This window comes from Leclercia adecarboxylata (assembly GCF_006171285.1).
In the GTDB taxonomy this organism is placed as follows: Bacteria; Pseudomonadota; Gammaproteobacteria; order Enterobacterales; family Enterobacteriaceae; genus Enterobacter; species Enterobacter barmai.
Window position 1 is genome coordinate 2,926,247 of record NZ_CP040889.1, and the last position, 16,321, is coordinate 2,942,567.

At 60.1% G+C, this 16,321-nt stretch carries 12 protein-coding genes; 6 read left to right on the forward strand and 6 right to left on the reverse strand.

Going from position 1 to position 16,321, the window contains the following annotated elements:
• Positions 1-72: 72 nt before the first annotated feature.
• From folK to thpR, 6 genes are all read right to left on the reverse strand, one after another.
• On the reverse strand, positions 73-552 hold the full coding sequence (gene folK, locus FHN83_RS15735; protein WP_138370453.1) for a 2-amino-4-hydroxy-6-hydroxymethyldihydropteridine diphosphokinase: 480 nt from the start codon (positions 550-552) through the stop codon (positions 73-75).
• Entirely contained in the window at positions 549-1,946 is a 1,398-nt protein-coding gene (gene pcnB, locus FHN83_RS15740; RefSeq protein ID WP_205735744.1) for a polynucleotide adenylyltransferase PcnB, read from the reverse strand. Before pcnB ends, folK begins: the two co-directional genes overlap by 4 nt.
• A 53-nt stretch (positions 1,947-1,999) precedes the next feature.
• Positions 2,000-2,890, reverse strand: coding sequence for a tRNA glutamyl-Q(34) synthetase GluQRS (gene gluQRS, locus FHN83_RS15745; protein WP_419146420.1), 891 nt, complete (start codon positions 2,888-2,890; stop codon positions 2,000-2,002).
• 69 nt (positions 2,891-2,959) lie between these two features.
• Entirely contained in the window at positions 2,960-3,415 is a 456-nt protein-coding gene (gene dksA / locus FHN83_RS15750; RefSeq protein ID WP_012016093.1) for an RNA polymerase-binding protein DksA, read from the reverse strand.
• Positions 3,416-3,592: 177 nt separating this feature from the next.
• Positions 3,593-4,297, reverse strand: coding sequence for a DNA/RNA nuclease SfsA (gene sfsA / locus FHN83_RS15755; protein WP_039030329.1), 705 nt, complete (start codon positions 4,295-4,297; stop codon positions 3,593-3,595).
• Positions 4,298-4,309: 12 nt separating this feature from the next.
• Positions 4,310-4,840: an RNA 2',3'-cyclic phosphodiesterase gene (gene thpR / locus FHN83_RS15760; RefSeq protein WP_039030328.1), complete on the reverse strand. Its 531-nt coding sequence runs from the start codon at positions 4,838-4,840 to the stop codon at positions 4,310-4,312.
• A 73-nt stretch (positions 4,841-4,913) separates the two neighbouring features.
• Between thpR and hrpB the strand changes: the two genes are divergently transcribed.
• From hrpB to fhuB, 6 genes are all read left to right on the forward strand, one after another.
• Positions 4,914-7,343 (forward strand): ATP-dependent helicase HrpB, encoded by a 2,430-nt coding sequence (gene hrpB / locus FHN83_RS15765; protein WP_139564348.1) that lies wholly within the window; start codon positions 4,914-4,916, stop codon positions 7,341-7,343.
• A gap of 186 nt (positions 7,344-7,529) precedes the next feature.
• Positions 7,530-10,055 carry a bifunctional glycosyl transferase/transpeptidase gene (mrcB, locus tag FHN83_RS15770; RefSeq protein WP_139564349.1) on the forward strand — a complete coding sequence of 842 codons (2,526 nt, stop codon included), beginning with the start codon at positions 7,530-7,532 and terminating at the stop codon, positions 10,053-10,055.
• 232 nt (positions 10,056-10,287) lie between these two features.
• Positions 10,288-12,543, forward strand: coding sequence for a ferrichrome porin FhuA (fhuA, locus tag FHN83_RS15775; RefSeq protein ID WP_139564350.1), 2,256 nt, complete (start codon positions 10,288-10,290; stop codon positions 12,541-12,543).
• A gap of 54 nt (positions 12,544-12,597) precedes the next feature.
• Complete coding sequence (gene fhuC / locus FHN83_RS15780; protein ID WP_138370459.1) at positions 12,598-13,395, forward strand: Fe3+-hydroxamate ABC transporter ATP-binding protein FhuC; 798 nt, start codon at positions 12,598-12,600, stop codon at positions 13,393-13,395.
• Entirely contained in the window at positions 13,395-14,282 is an 888-nt protein-coding gene (gene fhuD / locus FHN83_RS15785) for a Fe(3+)-hydroxamate ABC transporter substrate-binding protein FhuD (RefSeq protein ID WP_419146393.1), read from the forward strand. The genes fhuC and fhuD overlap by 1 nt, the downstream gene beginning before the upstream one ends.
• Positions 14,279-16,261: a Fe(3+)-hydroxamate ABC transporter permease FhuB gene (fhuB, locus tag FHN83_RS15790; RefSeq protein ID WP_139564351.1), complete on the forward strand. Its 1,983-nt coding sequence runs from the start codon at positions 14,279-14,281 to the stop codon at positions 16,259-16,261. The genes fhuD and fhuB overlap by 4 nt, the downstream gene beginning before the upstream one ends.
• Positions 16,262-16,321 lie beyond the last annotated feature (60 nt).

Here is a 16,321-nt window from a genome sequence, read left to right on the forward strand (position 1 = left end):
TTCGAGGGAACAATGATTTTAGGCAACCGATTAACCACAAATATTTCGTGGTTAATAAACAGAAATTTGCTGTTACCAGCGGGCAGGTTTTTCGGCGTTCAGCTGCGCCAGCAGGGCGCGGAGGCTTTCACCGTCGGGGAAGAGCAGATCGGGGGCAATTTCAAACAGCGGCCAGAGCATAAAGCCGCGATTTTTCATGTCGTAATGCGGCACAATCAGGCGTTCGGTGTTAATCAACGCATCGCCAAACAGCATGATGTCGAGATCCAGAGTACGCGGTCCCCAGCGCTCTTCCTTACGTACGCGCCCCTGCTGCAGCTCGATGCGCTGGGTGTTGTCCAGCAGCGCGTCGGCGCTAAGGTTCGTTTCCAGCGCGATGGCGGCGTTCAGGTAGTCGGGCTGATCCTGCGGGCCCAGCGGAGGGGTGCGATAAAATGCGGAGAGGGCGACAACGCGGGACTGCGGGATGTCGCCCAGCGCCTGGACGGCAGCATTAACCTGCTCCAGCGGAGAGGCCAGATTGCTGCCGATGGCAATATACGCAAGCGTCATGCCGCGCCTTCGCGACGTGGGGCGCGCTTGCGTGGACGACGGTGACGACGACGCGGGGCTGGCTCTTCATCGAGGTCGGTGAGCATGTCTTTCTGCGCCGGCGGGGCGGAAACCTGGAATTCACCCCACCACTGCACCAGAAGCTGCAGCTCGCGGTTGTTTTCGGCTTCGGCACGCAGGGCCATCAGATCGTAAGCGGCGCGGAATTTTGGATGCTCCATTAACTTCCAGGCGCGTTTACCCTGACGACGGGACATCCGCAGCTGAAGCTGCCAGATATCACGTACCAGCGTGGTAATGCGTTTCGGGATCGCCAGCGAACGGCAGGCTTCATCGAGCACGTCGTTGGCGGCCAGCGCGAAGGCATCGTAGTAGGCAAGGCCGCTTTCCTGGGCAATCTTCTGCGCCGTTTCCAGCAGCGGATACCAGAACATCGCCGCAAAGAGGAACGCCGGATTAACGCGCATATCGTTCTGAATGCGGTTATCGGTATTCTTCAGCACCTGGTCAATGATACGTTCCATCGCGCTGTCACCTTGTTCGGTGAAGTTGCGCGTAATGGTTGGGAACAGGGGCTGGAACAGGCTGTATTCGCGTAGCAGCTGGTAGGTGGCAAAGCCGTGGCCCGCCTGCAGCAGCTTCAGCGCCTCTTCAAACAGACGCGCCGGAGGCACATCGTTGATCAGCGTCGCCAGACGCGGGATCGGCTCGGCGGTCTCAGGGCTGATGCGCATATCCAGCTTGGCGGCGAACCGCACGGCACGCAGCATACGCACCGGATCTTCACGGTAGCGCGTCTCCGGGTTGCCGATCAGGCGGATCACGCCGGCTTTCAGATCCGGTACGCCACCGACGAAATCGCGGACGGTAAAGTCAGCCACGCTGTAATAAAGGCTGTTGATGGTGAAATCGCGACGCTGGGCATCTTCTTCGATAGAACCAAAGATGTTGTCACGCAGCAGCATGCCGTTCTGACCCTGTTGAGAGGTCGTACGGTCTGATGGGGTGCCTTCGTGATGACCACGGAAGGTGGCCACTTCGATGATCTCCGGCCCAAACATGACGTGGGCAAGACGGAAGCGGCGGCCAACCAGACGGCAGTTGCGGAATAATTTGCGCACCTGCTCAGGCGTGGCGCTGGTGGTCACGTCAAAATCTTTTGGCTTTTTGCCTAACAGTAAGTCACGCACCCCGCCACCAACGAGATACGCCTCATAGCCAGCTTTATTCAGACGATAAAGGACCTTCAGGGCGTTTTCACTGATATCTTTGCGGGAAATAGCATGCTGCTCGCGCGGAATAACCGACATCGTATTTTGAACAATGACGTCGTCCGCCATGCTCTCATCGCGGCTCAGCACCTTACGGCAAAAATTAGCGACTCGGGTAAAAATAGTACACCTCGGTAGTGTGTGTTTCAGAATTCAGGACAAAAAATAGCGGCTAATCATAGCTCAGCGAGACGCATTTGAGAATGCTGGATTTTCGGCACGCTATTTAGCGACCAGCGGGAGACCGCTTTTTCCAGCAATTCGTCGGTGCGCAGATCCTGCCACTCATTTGTTACATCCTGGTTTAGAAATTGTAAAGCATTGATAAGAACAGGGCGAGGATCGCCGGTCGGTAATGCGGGGGCATGATTCTGTTTCGAGAGTTTCATCCCTTTTTCATTCACCACCAGCGGCAGATGAATATAGTCAGGAACCGGCCAGCCAAACAGCTGGTAGAGCGAAATCTGCCGAACGGTAGGTTCAATCAGATCCGCTCCGCGAACAATTTCGGTCACCCCCTGGAAATGGTCATCCACCACGACCGCCAGGTTATAGGCAAACAGCCCGTCCCGCCGGTGGATAATAAAATCTTCTCCCGCCAGGCGCGCATCGGCGTGGAGTTCACCCTGTAAGCGATCGGTAAAGCGGGTCACCGGATGCTCCTGCACCACTCTCACCGCCGCGTTTTCCGGGCCGTGATGCAGCGCGCGGCAGTGGCCGTCATAGACGCCCCCGACGCTCTGAATGCGGGCGCGGGTACAGGTGCAGTAATACGAGAGACCCTGGGCGTGCAGCCAGGCAAGGCGTTCGCGATAGGCGTCGTGCCGTTGGGACTGCCACAGCACGTCGCCGTCCCAGTGCAGGTCGTAATGTTCCAGCTGACGCAGAATGGTCTCTGCTGCACCGGGAACTTCACGAGGAGGGTCGATATCTTCAATTCGCACACGCCAGATACCCTGTCGGGAACGGGCTTGCAGATAGCTGCCAAGCGCGGCAATGAGCGAGCCAAAATGCAGTTCGCCAGAAGGGGATGGCGCGAAGCGCCCAATATAGTCAGCAGGCATAATTACACAGCGCAGAAAGTAATCAGGCGGGAGAGGACTCCCGCCTGTGATAGCGTTATGACAGGGCTGGAATTAACCGGCCATCTGTTTTTCGCGGATTTCTGCCAGCGTTTTGCAGTCGATGCACAGGTCGGCTGTTGGACGGGCTTCCAGACGACGAATGCCGATTTCGACACCGCAGGACTCGCAGAAGCCGAAATCTTCGTCTTCGACTTTTTTCAGCGTCTTCTCAATCTTCTTAATCAGTTTGCGTTCGCGGTCACGGTTACGCAGTTCGAGGCTGAACTCTTCTTCCTGGGCGGCACGGTCTACCGGATCCGGGAAGTTAGCCGCTTCGTCCTGCATATGTGTAACGGTGCGATCGACTTCATCCCTGAGTTGATTACGCCATGCTTCAAGAATTCGCTTGAAGTGCGACAGCTGGGCTTCGTTCATATACTCTTCGCCCGGCTTCTCTTGATACGGCTCCACCCCAGCGATGGCGAGAATACTCAGGGACGATGTTTTACGGTTTTGCCCTTCTTGCATGTTGCTTCTCCTTAACACGCACTATCGATCCCCGTGTTGGGGGAAAAATCAGGCCGCTATAAATAGCAGATGCTTTTCCAGATGGCAATTATCTAAACGTAACACTTGACAAGCCTGTGAGGAAAAGCGTATTTGCGCACACGACCAGAATACTTATTAGCCAACGCTCAGCCCCCTTTATAACGAGACGGGAAGAGCGGATCTCAGAGTCATATTATCGGCAGAAAGTTCCGCTTTATAAGCCAAAACCTCCACCCCCTGCTTTTGTGCCTCATTCAACAGTTGCGCGTACTTAGGGTCAATATGGCGGGCAGGTGAAAAGCGTGCAATTGCGCTATGTAAAACCGCAAACAACAGCACGGCGCGTTTGCCCGCCGCCGCTACACTTATGAGCTCCCGGAGGTGCTTCTGCCCTCGCAGCGTCACCGCATCCGGAAAATAGCCATTGTCCTTTTCAGCTAACGTCACTGATTTCACTTCAATATAGCACTCGGGGCGATCGTCTGCCTGCAACATAAAGTCAATTCTGCTGCTTTCGCTGCCATATTTCACTTCGCTTTTTAGGGTCTTATAGCCGCACAGCTCAGGAATTAAATCCAGACTAATCGCTTCTTTGACCAACTGGTTTGCCCGCAGCGTATTTACGCAAATATATTCTCCGTCGGCGGTCTGGGTTATTTCCCAGGTGTACGGGTATTTGCGCTTGATATTGGTGGAGGTGGAGTACCACACCGTGTCGCCCGGCGTGGCGCAGCCGGTCATCGCCCCGGTATTGGGACAGTGCAGCGTCAGGGCAACGCCCTCAGGTGTCACCACATCGGCCAGAAAACGTTTATAGCGTTGCACCAGCGTGGCGGGTTGTAGGGCAGGGGTAAACTGCATGCAGATTCCTTGTTATTCGGTCAGCGTCCAGCGCTGAAGCGGCGTATAGCGCGTGCGCCCGCCGGCAAAACGGCTCTCATAGAGGACAAATTCCTTCACCGGAAACGTCCACTGAAAACCCGGCGGCGGAATGGCGACGGCATGGCTGGCGTCGCGCAGTAACGTGATATGCGGATGAAAGGGCTGCGGGCTCTGATAGCAACCGCTGCGCGCCGCCTGGGCCCGCAGCATGTTGGCCAGCTGCAATAGCCCCCGCGGCGGCTGGCGCGTTCCCAGCCAGACCACGCGGGAGCGCAGCCACTGTCCGGCATCGTCCAGGGTCAGGGTAAATCCCGGCTGGCGGATGCGTCCGGCCATCGCCGCCAGCGCCCGCTGCTTTTCAGGGCTGACATCCCCTAAAAACGCCAGCGTCAGGTGCAGGTTGGCGGCAGCCACCGGGCGGCCCGCTTCCGGCGCAAAATGGTCGGCGCGCCAGCGGACGATCTGCCGCTGGATCGGGGCGGGCATTTCAATGGCAAAGAACAACCTTTTTGACTCGGACATACGGGGTACTCGGTAATGAATTGTGGCGATGCTACAATGTACGCCGTCTAAAGTTAACCCTCTGGAGCCATTCGTGTCCTTGTTGCCGGTCGCTGCTGTCCTTCCCGATCTCCTTCTCGCGTTACAACACGCCCCCCAGGTTCTGCTGAACGCGCCAACCGGTGCGGGGAAGTCGACGTGGCTGCCGCTGCAAATTCTGGCCGGGGGGGCGGTCAACGGCAAAATCATCTTGCTTGAACCGCGCCGGATCGCGGCCCGTAACGTGGCGCAGCGTCTGGCGGAGCTGCTGGGCGAAAAGCCCGGGGAGACGGTTGGCTACCGGATGCGGGCCGAAACCTGCGTCGGGGAGAACACCCGGCTGGAGGTGGTCACCGAAGGGATCCTCACCCGCATGCTACAGCACGATCCCGAGCTGACCGGCGTGGGGCTGGTGATCCTCGATGAATTCCACGAGCGCAGCCTGCAGGCGGATCTTGCCCTGGCGCTGCTGCTGGACGTTCAGCAGGGGCTGCGCGACGATCTTAAGCTGCTGATCATGTCCGCGACGCTGGATAACGAGCGGCTCCAGCGCCTGCTGCCGGACGCGCCGACCCTTATCTCTGAGGGCCGCACCTTCCCGGTGGAGCGCCGCTATCAGTCGCTGTCGTCCCAGCTGCGCTTTGACGAGGCGGTGGCAGTGGCGACCGCCGAGCTGCTGCGTCAGGAGCCGGGCTCGCTGCTGCTGTTTTTACCGGGCGTGATTGAGATCCAGCGCGTGCAGGAGCAGCTGGCGCGTCGCGTGGGCGATGACGTGGTGCTCTGCCCACTGTATGGCGCGCTGTCGCTTGCCGAGCAGCGTAAAGCGATCCTGCCCGCCCCGGCAGGGCAGCGCAAAGTGGTGCTGGCGACCAATATCGCCGAAACCAGCCTGACCATCGAAGGCATCCGGCTGGTGGTGGACTCCGCCCAGGAGCGGGTGGCGAATTTCGACCCTCGCACCGGCCTGACCCGCCTGCTGACCCAGCGCGTCAGCCAGGCGTCGATGACCCAGCGCGCCGGGCGTGCCGGGCGACTGGAGCCGGGCATCTGCCTGCATCTCACGCCGTTTGAGCAGGCTGAGCGCGCTGCGGCGCAGGGTACAGCTGAAATCATGCAAAGCGATCTCAGCGGCCTGCTGATGGAGCTGCTGCAGTGGGGCTGCCGGGATCCGTCGCAGTTAAACTGGCTGGATCTGCCGCCAGCGACTAACCTTGCGGCGGCCCGTCGTTTGTTAACCCAGCTTGGGGCGCTGGCCGGGGAGCAGCTTACCGCCTTTGGTCAGAAGATGGCGAAGCTCGGCAACGATCCGCGGCTGGCGGCGATGCTGGCCAGCGCGTCGGATGAGGATGATATTGCGACGGCGGCAAAACTGGCCGCTATCCTTGAACAGCCGCCGCGCGGGGCCAGCAGCGATCTGGCTCAGGCCTTCTCCCGCAATCAGCCGGAGTGGCAGCAGCGCGCCCGGCAGCTGGGTTCGCGACTGAACAGCCGGGGCGGGGCGCCGGACAGCGACCGGGTGCCCGCGCTGCTGGCGAAGGCGTTTCCCGACCGCATCGCCCGCCGTCGCGGGCTGGATGGCCGCTACCAGCTGGCAAACGGCATGGGGGCGATGCTGCAGAGCGACGACGCCATGACCCGTCACGAGTGGCTGATTGCCCCGCTGTTGTTGCAGGGCAGCCAGTCGCCGGACGCGCGCATTTTGTTGGGCCTGGCCGTGGACATCGATGCCCTGATCGGTGCTTGCCCCGATCTGGTGGAGCAGTCCGACACCGTGGAGTGGGATGAGGCGCAGGGCACCCTGAAGGCGCTGCGGCGCACGCAGATTGGCCGCCTGACGGTGAACGTCAGACCGCTGGCGAAGCCCTCGGAAGAGGAGCTGCATCAGGCGATGCTCAACGGCATCCGCGACAGAGGGCTCAGCGTGCTGAACTGGACCCCGGAGGCGGAGCAGTTCCGGATCCGTTTACACTGTGCGGCTAAGTGGCTGCCGGAGTACGACTGGCCCGCGGTGGACGATGCCTCGCTGCTGGCAGATCTGGAAAACTGGTTACTGCCGCAAATGAGTGGCGTACACTCCCTGCGCGCGCTGAAAGCGCTGGATGTGAAGGCGGCGTTACAGAACTTAACCGACTGGTCGTTACGTCAACGTCTGGATACCGAGCTTCCGGGGCATTACACTGTGCCGACCGGCAGCCGGATAGCCATTCGTTATCATGAAGATAATCCTCCGGCGCTGGCGGTACGGATGCAGGAGATGTTTGGCGAGGCGACCACGCCTGCCATTGCGCAGGGGCGGGTGCCGCTGGTGCTGGAGCTACTGTCACCGGCCCAGCGCCCGCTGCAGATCACCCGCGATTTGGGTGCTTTCTGGGCCGGGAGCTATCGCGAGGTGCAAAAAGAGATGAAAGGGCGTTATCCCAAACATGTCTGGCCGGACGATCCGGCAAATACCGCGCCCACCCGGCGTACTAAGAAGTATTCGTAGTATTTGTAGGCCGGGTAAGCGCAGCGCCACCCGGCGATGGGGACCATGCGGCCTGATGCCCTCACCCCGGCCCTCTCCCACAGGGAGAGGGAGAAACACGGTTTATTTTGAGAGATTTCTTCTTCCTCCATCAGGGGGAAGAACTGAGAATCGGGCCTTTGCGCCTGATAGTTGCGGAGAGAGAGCATGGCGGGGAATGACCGCGAGCCAATTGGACGTAAAGGAAGACCTGCACGTCCGGCAAAAGAAAAGGCAGGGCGTCGACGCCTCAGAGATGAGGAGTACGACGATGATGTCGACAATGAGTATGACGATGACGCACCTGCGCCACGTAAAGGGAAAGGCAAAAAGGGTAAACCTCGTGGCAAGCGCGGCTGGTTCTGGCTGCTGCTGAAGCTGTTTATTGTTTTCGTCGTCCTGCTGGCGATCTATGGCGTCTATCTGGATCAGAAGATCCGCAGCCGTATCGACGGGAAAGTCTGGCAGCTGCCTGCGGCGGTCTATGGCCGGATGGTTAACCTTGAGCCGGACATGTCCATCAGCAAGAACGAGATGGTCAAGCTGCTGGAGGCGACCCAGTACCGCCAGGTGACGAAGATGACCCGTCCCGGCGAGTTTACGGTGCAGGCGAAAAGCATTGAGATGATCCGCCGTCCGTTTGACTTCCCGGACAGCAAAGAGGGGCAGGTGCGCGCGCGTCTGACCTTCGACGGCGATCGTCTGGAAACCATCGAGAACATGGAGAACAACCGTCAGTTCGGTTTCTTCCGTCTCGATCCGCGGCTGATCACCATGCTCTCCTCGCCAAACGGCGAGCAGCGCCTGTTTGTCGCGCGTAACGGCTTCCCGGATCTGCTGGTGGATACCCTGCTGGCGACCGAAGACCGTCACTTCTATGAGCACGATGGCGTCAGCCTGTACTCCATTGGCCGTGCGGTGCTGGCGAACCTGACCGCCGGACGGACGGTGCAGGGGGCAAGTACCCTGACCCAGCAGCTGGTGAAGAACCTGTTCCTCTCCAGCGAGCGCTCCTACTGGCGTAAGGCCAACGAAGCGTACATGGCCGTGCTGATGGATGCCCGCTACAGCAAAGACCGCATCCTTGAGCTGTATATGAACGAGGTCTACCTCGGTCAGAGCGGCGACAATGAGATCCGCGGCTTCCCGCTGGCGAGCCTCTACTACTTTGGTCGTCCGGTGGAAGAGCTGAGCCTCGATCAGCAGGCGCTGCTGGTGGGCATGGTGAAGGGCGCGTCCATCTACAACCCGTGGCGTAACCCGAAACTGGCGCTGGAGCGGCGTAATCTGGTGCTGCGTCTGCTGCAACAGCAGCAGGTGATTGACCAGGAGCTGTACGACATGCTCAGCGCGCGTCCGTTAGGCGTGCAGCCGCGCGGCGGCGTGATCTCCCCGCAGCCTGCCTTTATGCAGATGGTGCGTCAGGAGCTGCAGACCAAACTGGGCGATAAAGTTAAAGATCTCTCCGGCGTGAAGATCTTCACCACCTTTGACTCCGTGGCGCAGGATGCCGCAGAGAAGGCGGCGGTGGAAGGCATTCCGGCGCTGAAAAAACAGCGCAAGCTGAGCGATCTGGAGACCGCGATGGTGGTGGTCGATCGTACCACCGGCGAAGTGCGGGCGATGGTCGGCGGGGCGGAGCCGCAGTTCGCGGGCTACAACCGCGCGATGCAGGCACGCCGTTCGATCGGCTCCCTGGCAAAACCGGCGACCTATCTCACCGCCCTGAGCCAGCCGAACCAGTATCGTCTGAACACCTGGATCGCCGATGCCCCGATTGCCCTGCGCCAGCCGAATGGCCAGGTGTGGTCGCCGCAGAACGACGATAAGCAGTACAGCGGACAGGTGATGCTGGTGGATGCCCTGACGCGTTCCATGAACGTGCCGACGGTTAACCTCGGGATGGCGCTGGGTCTGCCAGCGGTCACCGATACCTGGCTGAAGCTGGGCGTGCCGAAAGATCAGCTGCATCCGGTTCCGGCCATGCTGCTGGGGGCCCTGAACCTGACGCCAATCGAAGTGGCGCAGGCGTTCCAGACCATCGCCAGCGGCGGCAACCGTGCCCAGCTCTCTGCGCTGCGTTCCGTGATCGCAGAAGACGGCACCCCTCTGTACCAGAGCTTCCCACAGGCGGAGCGTGCTGTACCGGCGCAGGCGGCCTATATGACGCTCTGGACCATGCAGCAGGTTGTGCAGCGCGGCACTGGCCGTCAGCTTGGGGCGAAGTATCCTGGCCTGCATCTGGCGGGTAAAACCGGGACCACCAACAACAACGTCGATACCTGGTTTGCGGGCATCGACGGGCGTGAAGTGGTGATCACCTGGGTAGGGCGCGACAACAACCAGCCGACGAAGCTGTACGGTGCCAGCGGGGCGATGTCGATTTACCAGCGCTATCTGGCTAACCAGTCGCCGGTTCCGCTGACCCTGACGCCACCGGAAGATATCGTGGATATGGGCGTAGATCAGTCGGGCAACTTCGTGTGTGGCGGCGGGATGCGTAGCGTGCCGGTCTGGACCACCAATCCGGACTCCCTGTGCCAGGCGCCAGCGCCGCAGCCAACGGGCAACCCGTTTGAGCAGTCTTCTCCTCAGCAGCAACAGCCGCAACAGCAGCAGCCGCAGCAGCAGAATGAGAAGAAGGACAGCGACGGCGTCGCCGGCTGGATCAAGGATATGTTCGGCGGTAATTAATACGGTTTCCCTCTCCTGCGGGAGAGGGAATTTTCACCTCAATTAAACATCCCACCAACAGTAACATCCCCGTTTATTAACCCTGTATTTTCCATTGTTTAATTCTTATACCCTCAATTCCTGTAGGGGCGCATATCACTTGCTATGCCGTGAATGTTTCGCATAATATGCTGCGGTCATAATAATAATTCTCGTTTACGTTATCATTCACGCTTTCATCAGAGACATACCAATGGCGCATTCTAAAACTGCTCAGCCAATGCAATCTTCGCTGCGTAAAATCGCAGTTGTTGTAGCCACAGCGGTTAGCGGCATGTCTGCTTACGCTCAGGCTGCAGAAACCCCTAAAAAAGAAGAAACTATCACCGTTACCGCAGCGCCTGCTCCACAGGAGAGCGCCTGGGGTCCGGCGGCGACCATCGCAGCACGTCAGTCTGCTACCGGCACTAAGACGGATACCTCCATTGAGAAGGTTCCGCAGTCGGTCTCCGTGGTCACCGCGGAAGAGATGGCCCTTCACCAGCCACGCTCGGTAAAAGAAGCCCTGAGTTACACCCCTGGGGTGGCCGTCGGCACGCGTGGGGCGTCTAACACTTATGACTACCTGATTATTCGTGGCTTTGCGGCCGATGGCCAAAGCCAGAACAACTACCTCGACGGTATGAAGATGCAGGGCAACTTCTACAACGACGCGGTAATTGACCCTTATATGATCGAACGCGCGGAAGTGATGCGCGGGCCGACCTCCGTTCTGTACGGCAAAAGCAGCCCGGGCGGCCTGCTTAACATGGTCAGCAAACGTCCGCTGACCGAGCCGCTGAAAGAGGTTCAGTTCAAGGTAGGTACTGACAGCCTGTTCCAGACCGGCTTTGACTTCAGCGACGCGCTGGATGACGACGACGTTTACTCCTATCGTCTGACCGGACTGGCGCGTTCCAATAATTCGCAGCAGGAAGGTAAGGGCGAGCAGCGTTACACCATTGCGCCGTCCTTCTCCTGGCGTCCGGATGATAAAACGAATTTCACCTTCCTCTCCTATTTCCAGAACGAGCCGGAGACCGGTTATTACGGCTGGCTGCCGAAAGAGGGTACCGTTGATCCGCTGCCAAACGGCGATCGCCTGTCGACCGACTTCAACGAAGGTGCAAAAAACAACACCTACTCCCGTAACCAGAAGATGGTCGGGTATAGCTTCGATCACGAGTTTAACGACACCTTCACCGTGCGTCAGAACCTGCGTTTTGCGCAGAATAAAACCTCGCAAAACAGCGTCTACGGCTACGGCATGTGTTCCGATCCACTCTATTCGAGTAACCCGGCATCCAGCCCTTGCGCGAGCGTTCCTCAATCGCAGTGGGGACACACGCTGACTCGCCAGTATGTAATTGATAACGAGAAGCTGGAAAACTTCACTGTTGATACGCAGTTGCAGAGCAAGTTCGCGACGGGCTCTCTCGATCATACTCTGCTGACTGGCGTTGATTTCATGCGCATGCGTAATGACATCGACTCGTGGTTTGGCTATGCCGGTTCCGTAGCTCCATCTGATATCTATAACCTTGATCGTAGCGACTTCGATTTCGGTTCACATCCTGGCCCGTCAGGCGCCTATCAGGTACTGAACAAGCAGAAACAGACCGGTCTCTACGTTCAGGATCAGGCGCAGTGGGATAAAGTGCTGGTTACCCTGGGCGGCCGTTATGACTGGGCTGAGCAGGACTCCCTCAACCGCGTCACGAGCACCACGGCATCACGTGATGACAACCAGTTTACCTGGCGTGGCGGCGTTAACTACCTGTTCGATAACGGCGTTACCCCGTACTTCAGCTACAGCGAATCCTTCGAGCCGTCCTCCCAGAGCGACGCACAAGGTAAGCCGTTTGCCCCTTCAAAAGGCAAGCAGTACGAAGTGGGCGTGAAGTATGTACCGAGCGATCGTCCGATCGTGCTGACCGGTGCGCTGTACCAGCTGACCAAAACCAACAACCTGATGGCCGATCCTGCGGGCTCGTTCTTCTCGGTTGAAGGTGGCGAGATCCGCGCCCGCGGCGTGGAAATTGAAGCCAAAGCGGCGCTGTCTGCCAGCGTCAACGTGGTAGGTTCCTATACTTACACCGACGTGGAGTACACCACCGACACCAACTACAAAGGCAACACGCCGGCGCAGGTGCCTGAGCACATGGCCTCCCTGTGGGGTGATTACACCTTCTATGATGGCGCACTCTCTGGCCTGACGCTGGGTACCGGCGGTCGCTTCTCCAGCTCCAGCTATGGCGATCCGGCGAACTCCTTCAAGGTCGGCAGCTACGCGGTGATGGATGCCCTGGTGCGTTACGACCTGGCGCGCGTTGGCATGGCGGGCTCGAACGTGGCGCTGCACGTGAACAACCTGCTGGATCGTGAATACGTCGCCAGCTGCTTCAACACCTATGGCTGCTTCTGGGGTGCTGAACGTCAGGTTGTCGCGACTGCGACCTTCCGCTTCTAATCTCTAAATTTGGGCACGTTTTTCGTGCCCTTTTCTTTACTTAAGTTGGCTGACATGCAGGAAAACAACCCGCAATCCGATACCACCTTTGCCCTTGATGGCGTCTCCTTTCGCGTTCCTGGACGTACGCTGCTGCATCCGCTTTCGCTGACCTTTCCCGCAGGCCAGGTGACCGGCCTTATCGGTCATAACGGCTCCGGCAAATCCACCTTACTGAAAATGCTGGGCCGCCATCAGCCGCCGTCCGAAGGCGATATCCTGCTCGATGGACAGCCGCTGGAGAGCTGGAACAGCAAAGCCTTTGCCCGCAAGGTGGCCTATCTGCCGCAGCAGCTGCCGCAGGCGGAAGGGATGACCGTCCGCGAACTGGTGGCGATTGGCCGCTATCCGTGGCATGGCGCGCTGGGCCGTTTTGGCGTGGCCGACCGCGAGAAAGTGGAAGAGGCAATTGCGCTGGTGGGCTTAAAACCGCTGGCCCATCGTCTGGTGGATAGCCTGTCCGGCGGCGAGCGCCAGCGGGCGTGGATCGCCATGCTGGTGGCGCAGGACAGCCGTTGTTTACTCCTGGATGAGCCCACATCCGCCCTCGATATCGCCCATCAGGTGGACGTGCTGGCGCTGGTGCATCGCTTAAGCCAGCAGCGCGGCCTGACCGTGATTGCGGTGCTGCATGACATCAACATGGCGGCGCGCTACTGCGATTATCTGGTGGCGCTGCGGGGCGGAGAGATGATCGCCCGTGGCACGCCGGATGAGCTGATGCAGAGCGAGACGCTGGAAACCATTTACGGAATTCCAATGGGTATTCTGCCGCATCCGGCCGGAGCGGCACCGGTGAGCTTTGTCTATTGATGCCTGATTTTATGATTAGCCGTCGCCGCCTGCTGACGGCCATGGCCCTTTCGCCGCTGCTGTGGAAAATGAACGCCGCGCAGGCTGCCGCCATCGATCCGCAGCGCATTGTGGCCCTCGAGTGGCTCCCGGTTGAGCTGCTGCTGGCGCTGGGCGTTACCCCCTATGGCGTGGCCGATATTCCCAACTACACCCTGTGGGTGAACGAGCCGCGGCTGCCGGCGTCGGTTATCGACATCGGCCTGCGTACCGAGCCTAACCTCGAACTGCTGACCCAGATGAAACCCTCTTACCTGGTCTGGTCGGCCGGGTATGGTCCGTCAGAAGAGAAGCTGGCGCGGATTGCGCCGGGACGGGGTTTTGCCTTCAGCGACGGGAAAAAGCCGCTGACCAATGCCCGTAAATCGTTAAGCGAGATGGCCCAGCTGCTGAATCTGGAAAGCGCGGCCCGTTCGCATCTGGATCACTTCGACAGCGTAATAGACAGCTACAAACCGCGCTTTGCCGGTCGCGGCGACCGTCCACTGCTGATGGTCACTCTGCTCGATGCCCGCCATATGCTGGTGTTTGGCAATAACTGCCTGTTCCAGGAAGTGCTGGATCGCTATGGAATTAAAAACGCCTGGGAAGGGGAGATGACCTTCTGGGGCAGTACCGCCGTTGGCATCGATCGTCTGGCGGCGTTTAAGGATGTGGATGTGCTCTGCTTCGATCACGGCAATGAACGCGAAATGCAGACCCTGATGGCGACGCCGCTGTGGCAGGCGATGCCGTTTGTTCGCCAGCAGCGCGTCAAGCGCGTACCGGCGGTGTGGTTCTATGGCGCGACGCTGTCGGCCATGCACTTTGCCCGCGTACTGGATAGCGCACTGGGAGGCCAGGCATGAGATCCCGGATAGCCCTTTACCCGGCGCTGTTCATAGTGATGCTGCTGGCCGTTGCGCTGGGTTTAACCTGGTGGAACCTCAATCTGGCCCTGCCGCGCACGCAGTGGGGCGCCGCGCTGGTCGCCCCCGATATCGATAATATTCAACAGATGCTGTTCCACTACAGCCTGCTGCCACGGCTGGCGATCTCGCTGCTGGTGGGGGCAGGGCTTGGGCTGGTGGGCGTGCTGTTCCAGCAGGTGCTGCGTAATCCGCTGGCGGAGCCGACCACCCTGGGTGTGGCAACCGGCGCTCAACTGGGGATGACCATCATCACCCTGTGGACGCTGCCGGGCGCGCTGGCACCGCAGTTCGCCGCCCTGGTGGGCGCCTGCGTGGTAGGCGCGATCGTCTTTGGCGTGGCCTGGGGCAAACGCCTCTCGCCGGTCACCCTGATCCTCGCCGGGCTGGTGGTGAGTCTCTACTGCGGAGCGGTGAATCAGCTTTTAGTCATTTTCCATCACGACCAGCTGCAAAGCATGTTCCTCTGGAGCACCGGAACCCTGACGCAGACCGACTGGAGTATCGTCCAGCGCCTGTGGCCACAGCTGCTGGGCGGCGTGCTGCTGACCCTGCTGCTGCTGCGCCCGCTCACCCTGATGGGGCTGGACGATGGCGTGGCGCGCAACCTCGGGCTGGCGCTGTCGCTGGCGCGTCTGGCGGCGCTGACCCTGGCGATTGTCATCAGCGCCCTGCTGGTGAACGCCGTGGGCATTATCGGCTTTATCGGCCTCTTCGCGCCGCTGCTGGCAAAAATGCTCGGTGCGCGGCGTTTGCTCTCCCGGCTGATGCTGGCTCCGCTGATCGGGGCGCTGATCCTCTGGCTCTCTGACCAGGTGATCCTCTGGCTGACACGGGTGTGGATGGAAGTCTCTACCGGTTCCGTGACCGCCCTGATTGGCGCGCCGCTGCTGCTGTGGCTGCTGCCGCGTCTGCGCAGCATGAGCGCCCCGGCGATGAACGCGGGTGACAAAGTGCAGGCCGAGCGCCAACACGTGGTGTGGTTTGCCCTGGCGGGCGGCGCGGTGCTGTTGCTGGCGGTGATAACGGCGATGGCGTTTGGCCGCGATGCGCAGGGCTGGCACTGGTCGAGCGGGGCGATGCTCGATGAACTTCTGCCGTGGCGCACACCGCGTATTTTTGCCGCCCTGATGGCCGGGGTGATGCTGGCGGTGGCGGGCTGCATCATTCAGCGCCTGACCGGTAACCCGATGGCGAGCCCGGAAGTGCTGGGGATCAGCTCCGGGGCGGCGTTCGGCGTGGTGCTGATGCTCTTCTTCGTGCCGGGCAATGCTTTCGGCTGGCTGATGCCTGCGGGCAGCCTTGGCGCTGCGGCGACGCTGCTGATTATCCTCGTCTCCGCCGGACGCGGGGGCTTCTCGCCGCACCGGATGCTGCTGGCGGGGATGGCGCTGAGCACCGCCTTCACCATGCTGCTGATGATGCTGCAGGCCAGCGGCGATCCGCGCATGGCGCAGATCCTGACCTGGATCTCGGGTTCAACCTACAACGCGACGACCGAGCAGGTGATGAGCACCGGGATAGCCATGATCGTCCTGCTGGCGCTGGTGCCGCTGTGCCGTCGCTGGCTGACGGTGCTGCCGCTGGGTGGCGATACCGCCCGCTCGGTGGGCATGGCGTTGAACACCTCGCGCATCGGCCTGCTGCTGCTGGCGGCGGCGCTGACCGCAACCGCGACCCTGACCATCGGTCCGCTGAGTTTTATCGGACTGATGGCGCCGCATATTGCGCGAATGATGGGCTTTCGTCGGACGATGCCGCACATTGTGATGTCGGCGTTAATCGGGGGGATCATGCTGGTGATAGCCGACTGGTGCGGACGGATGGTGCTGTTCCCGTACCAGATCCCGGCAGGGCTGTTATCCACCTTTATCGGCGCGCCGTACTTTATCTATCTTCTGCGGAAACAGAGCCGATAAAAAAGCCGGGTGGCGGCTCCGCCTTACCCGGCCTACAAAACCCTCGAACCGTAGGCCGGG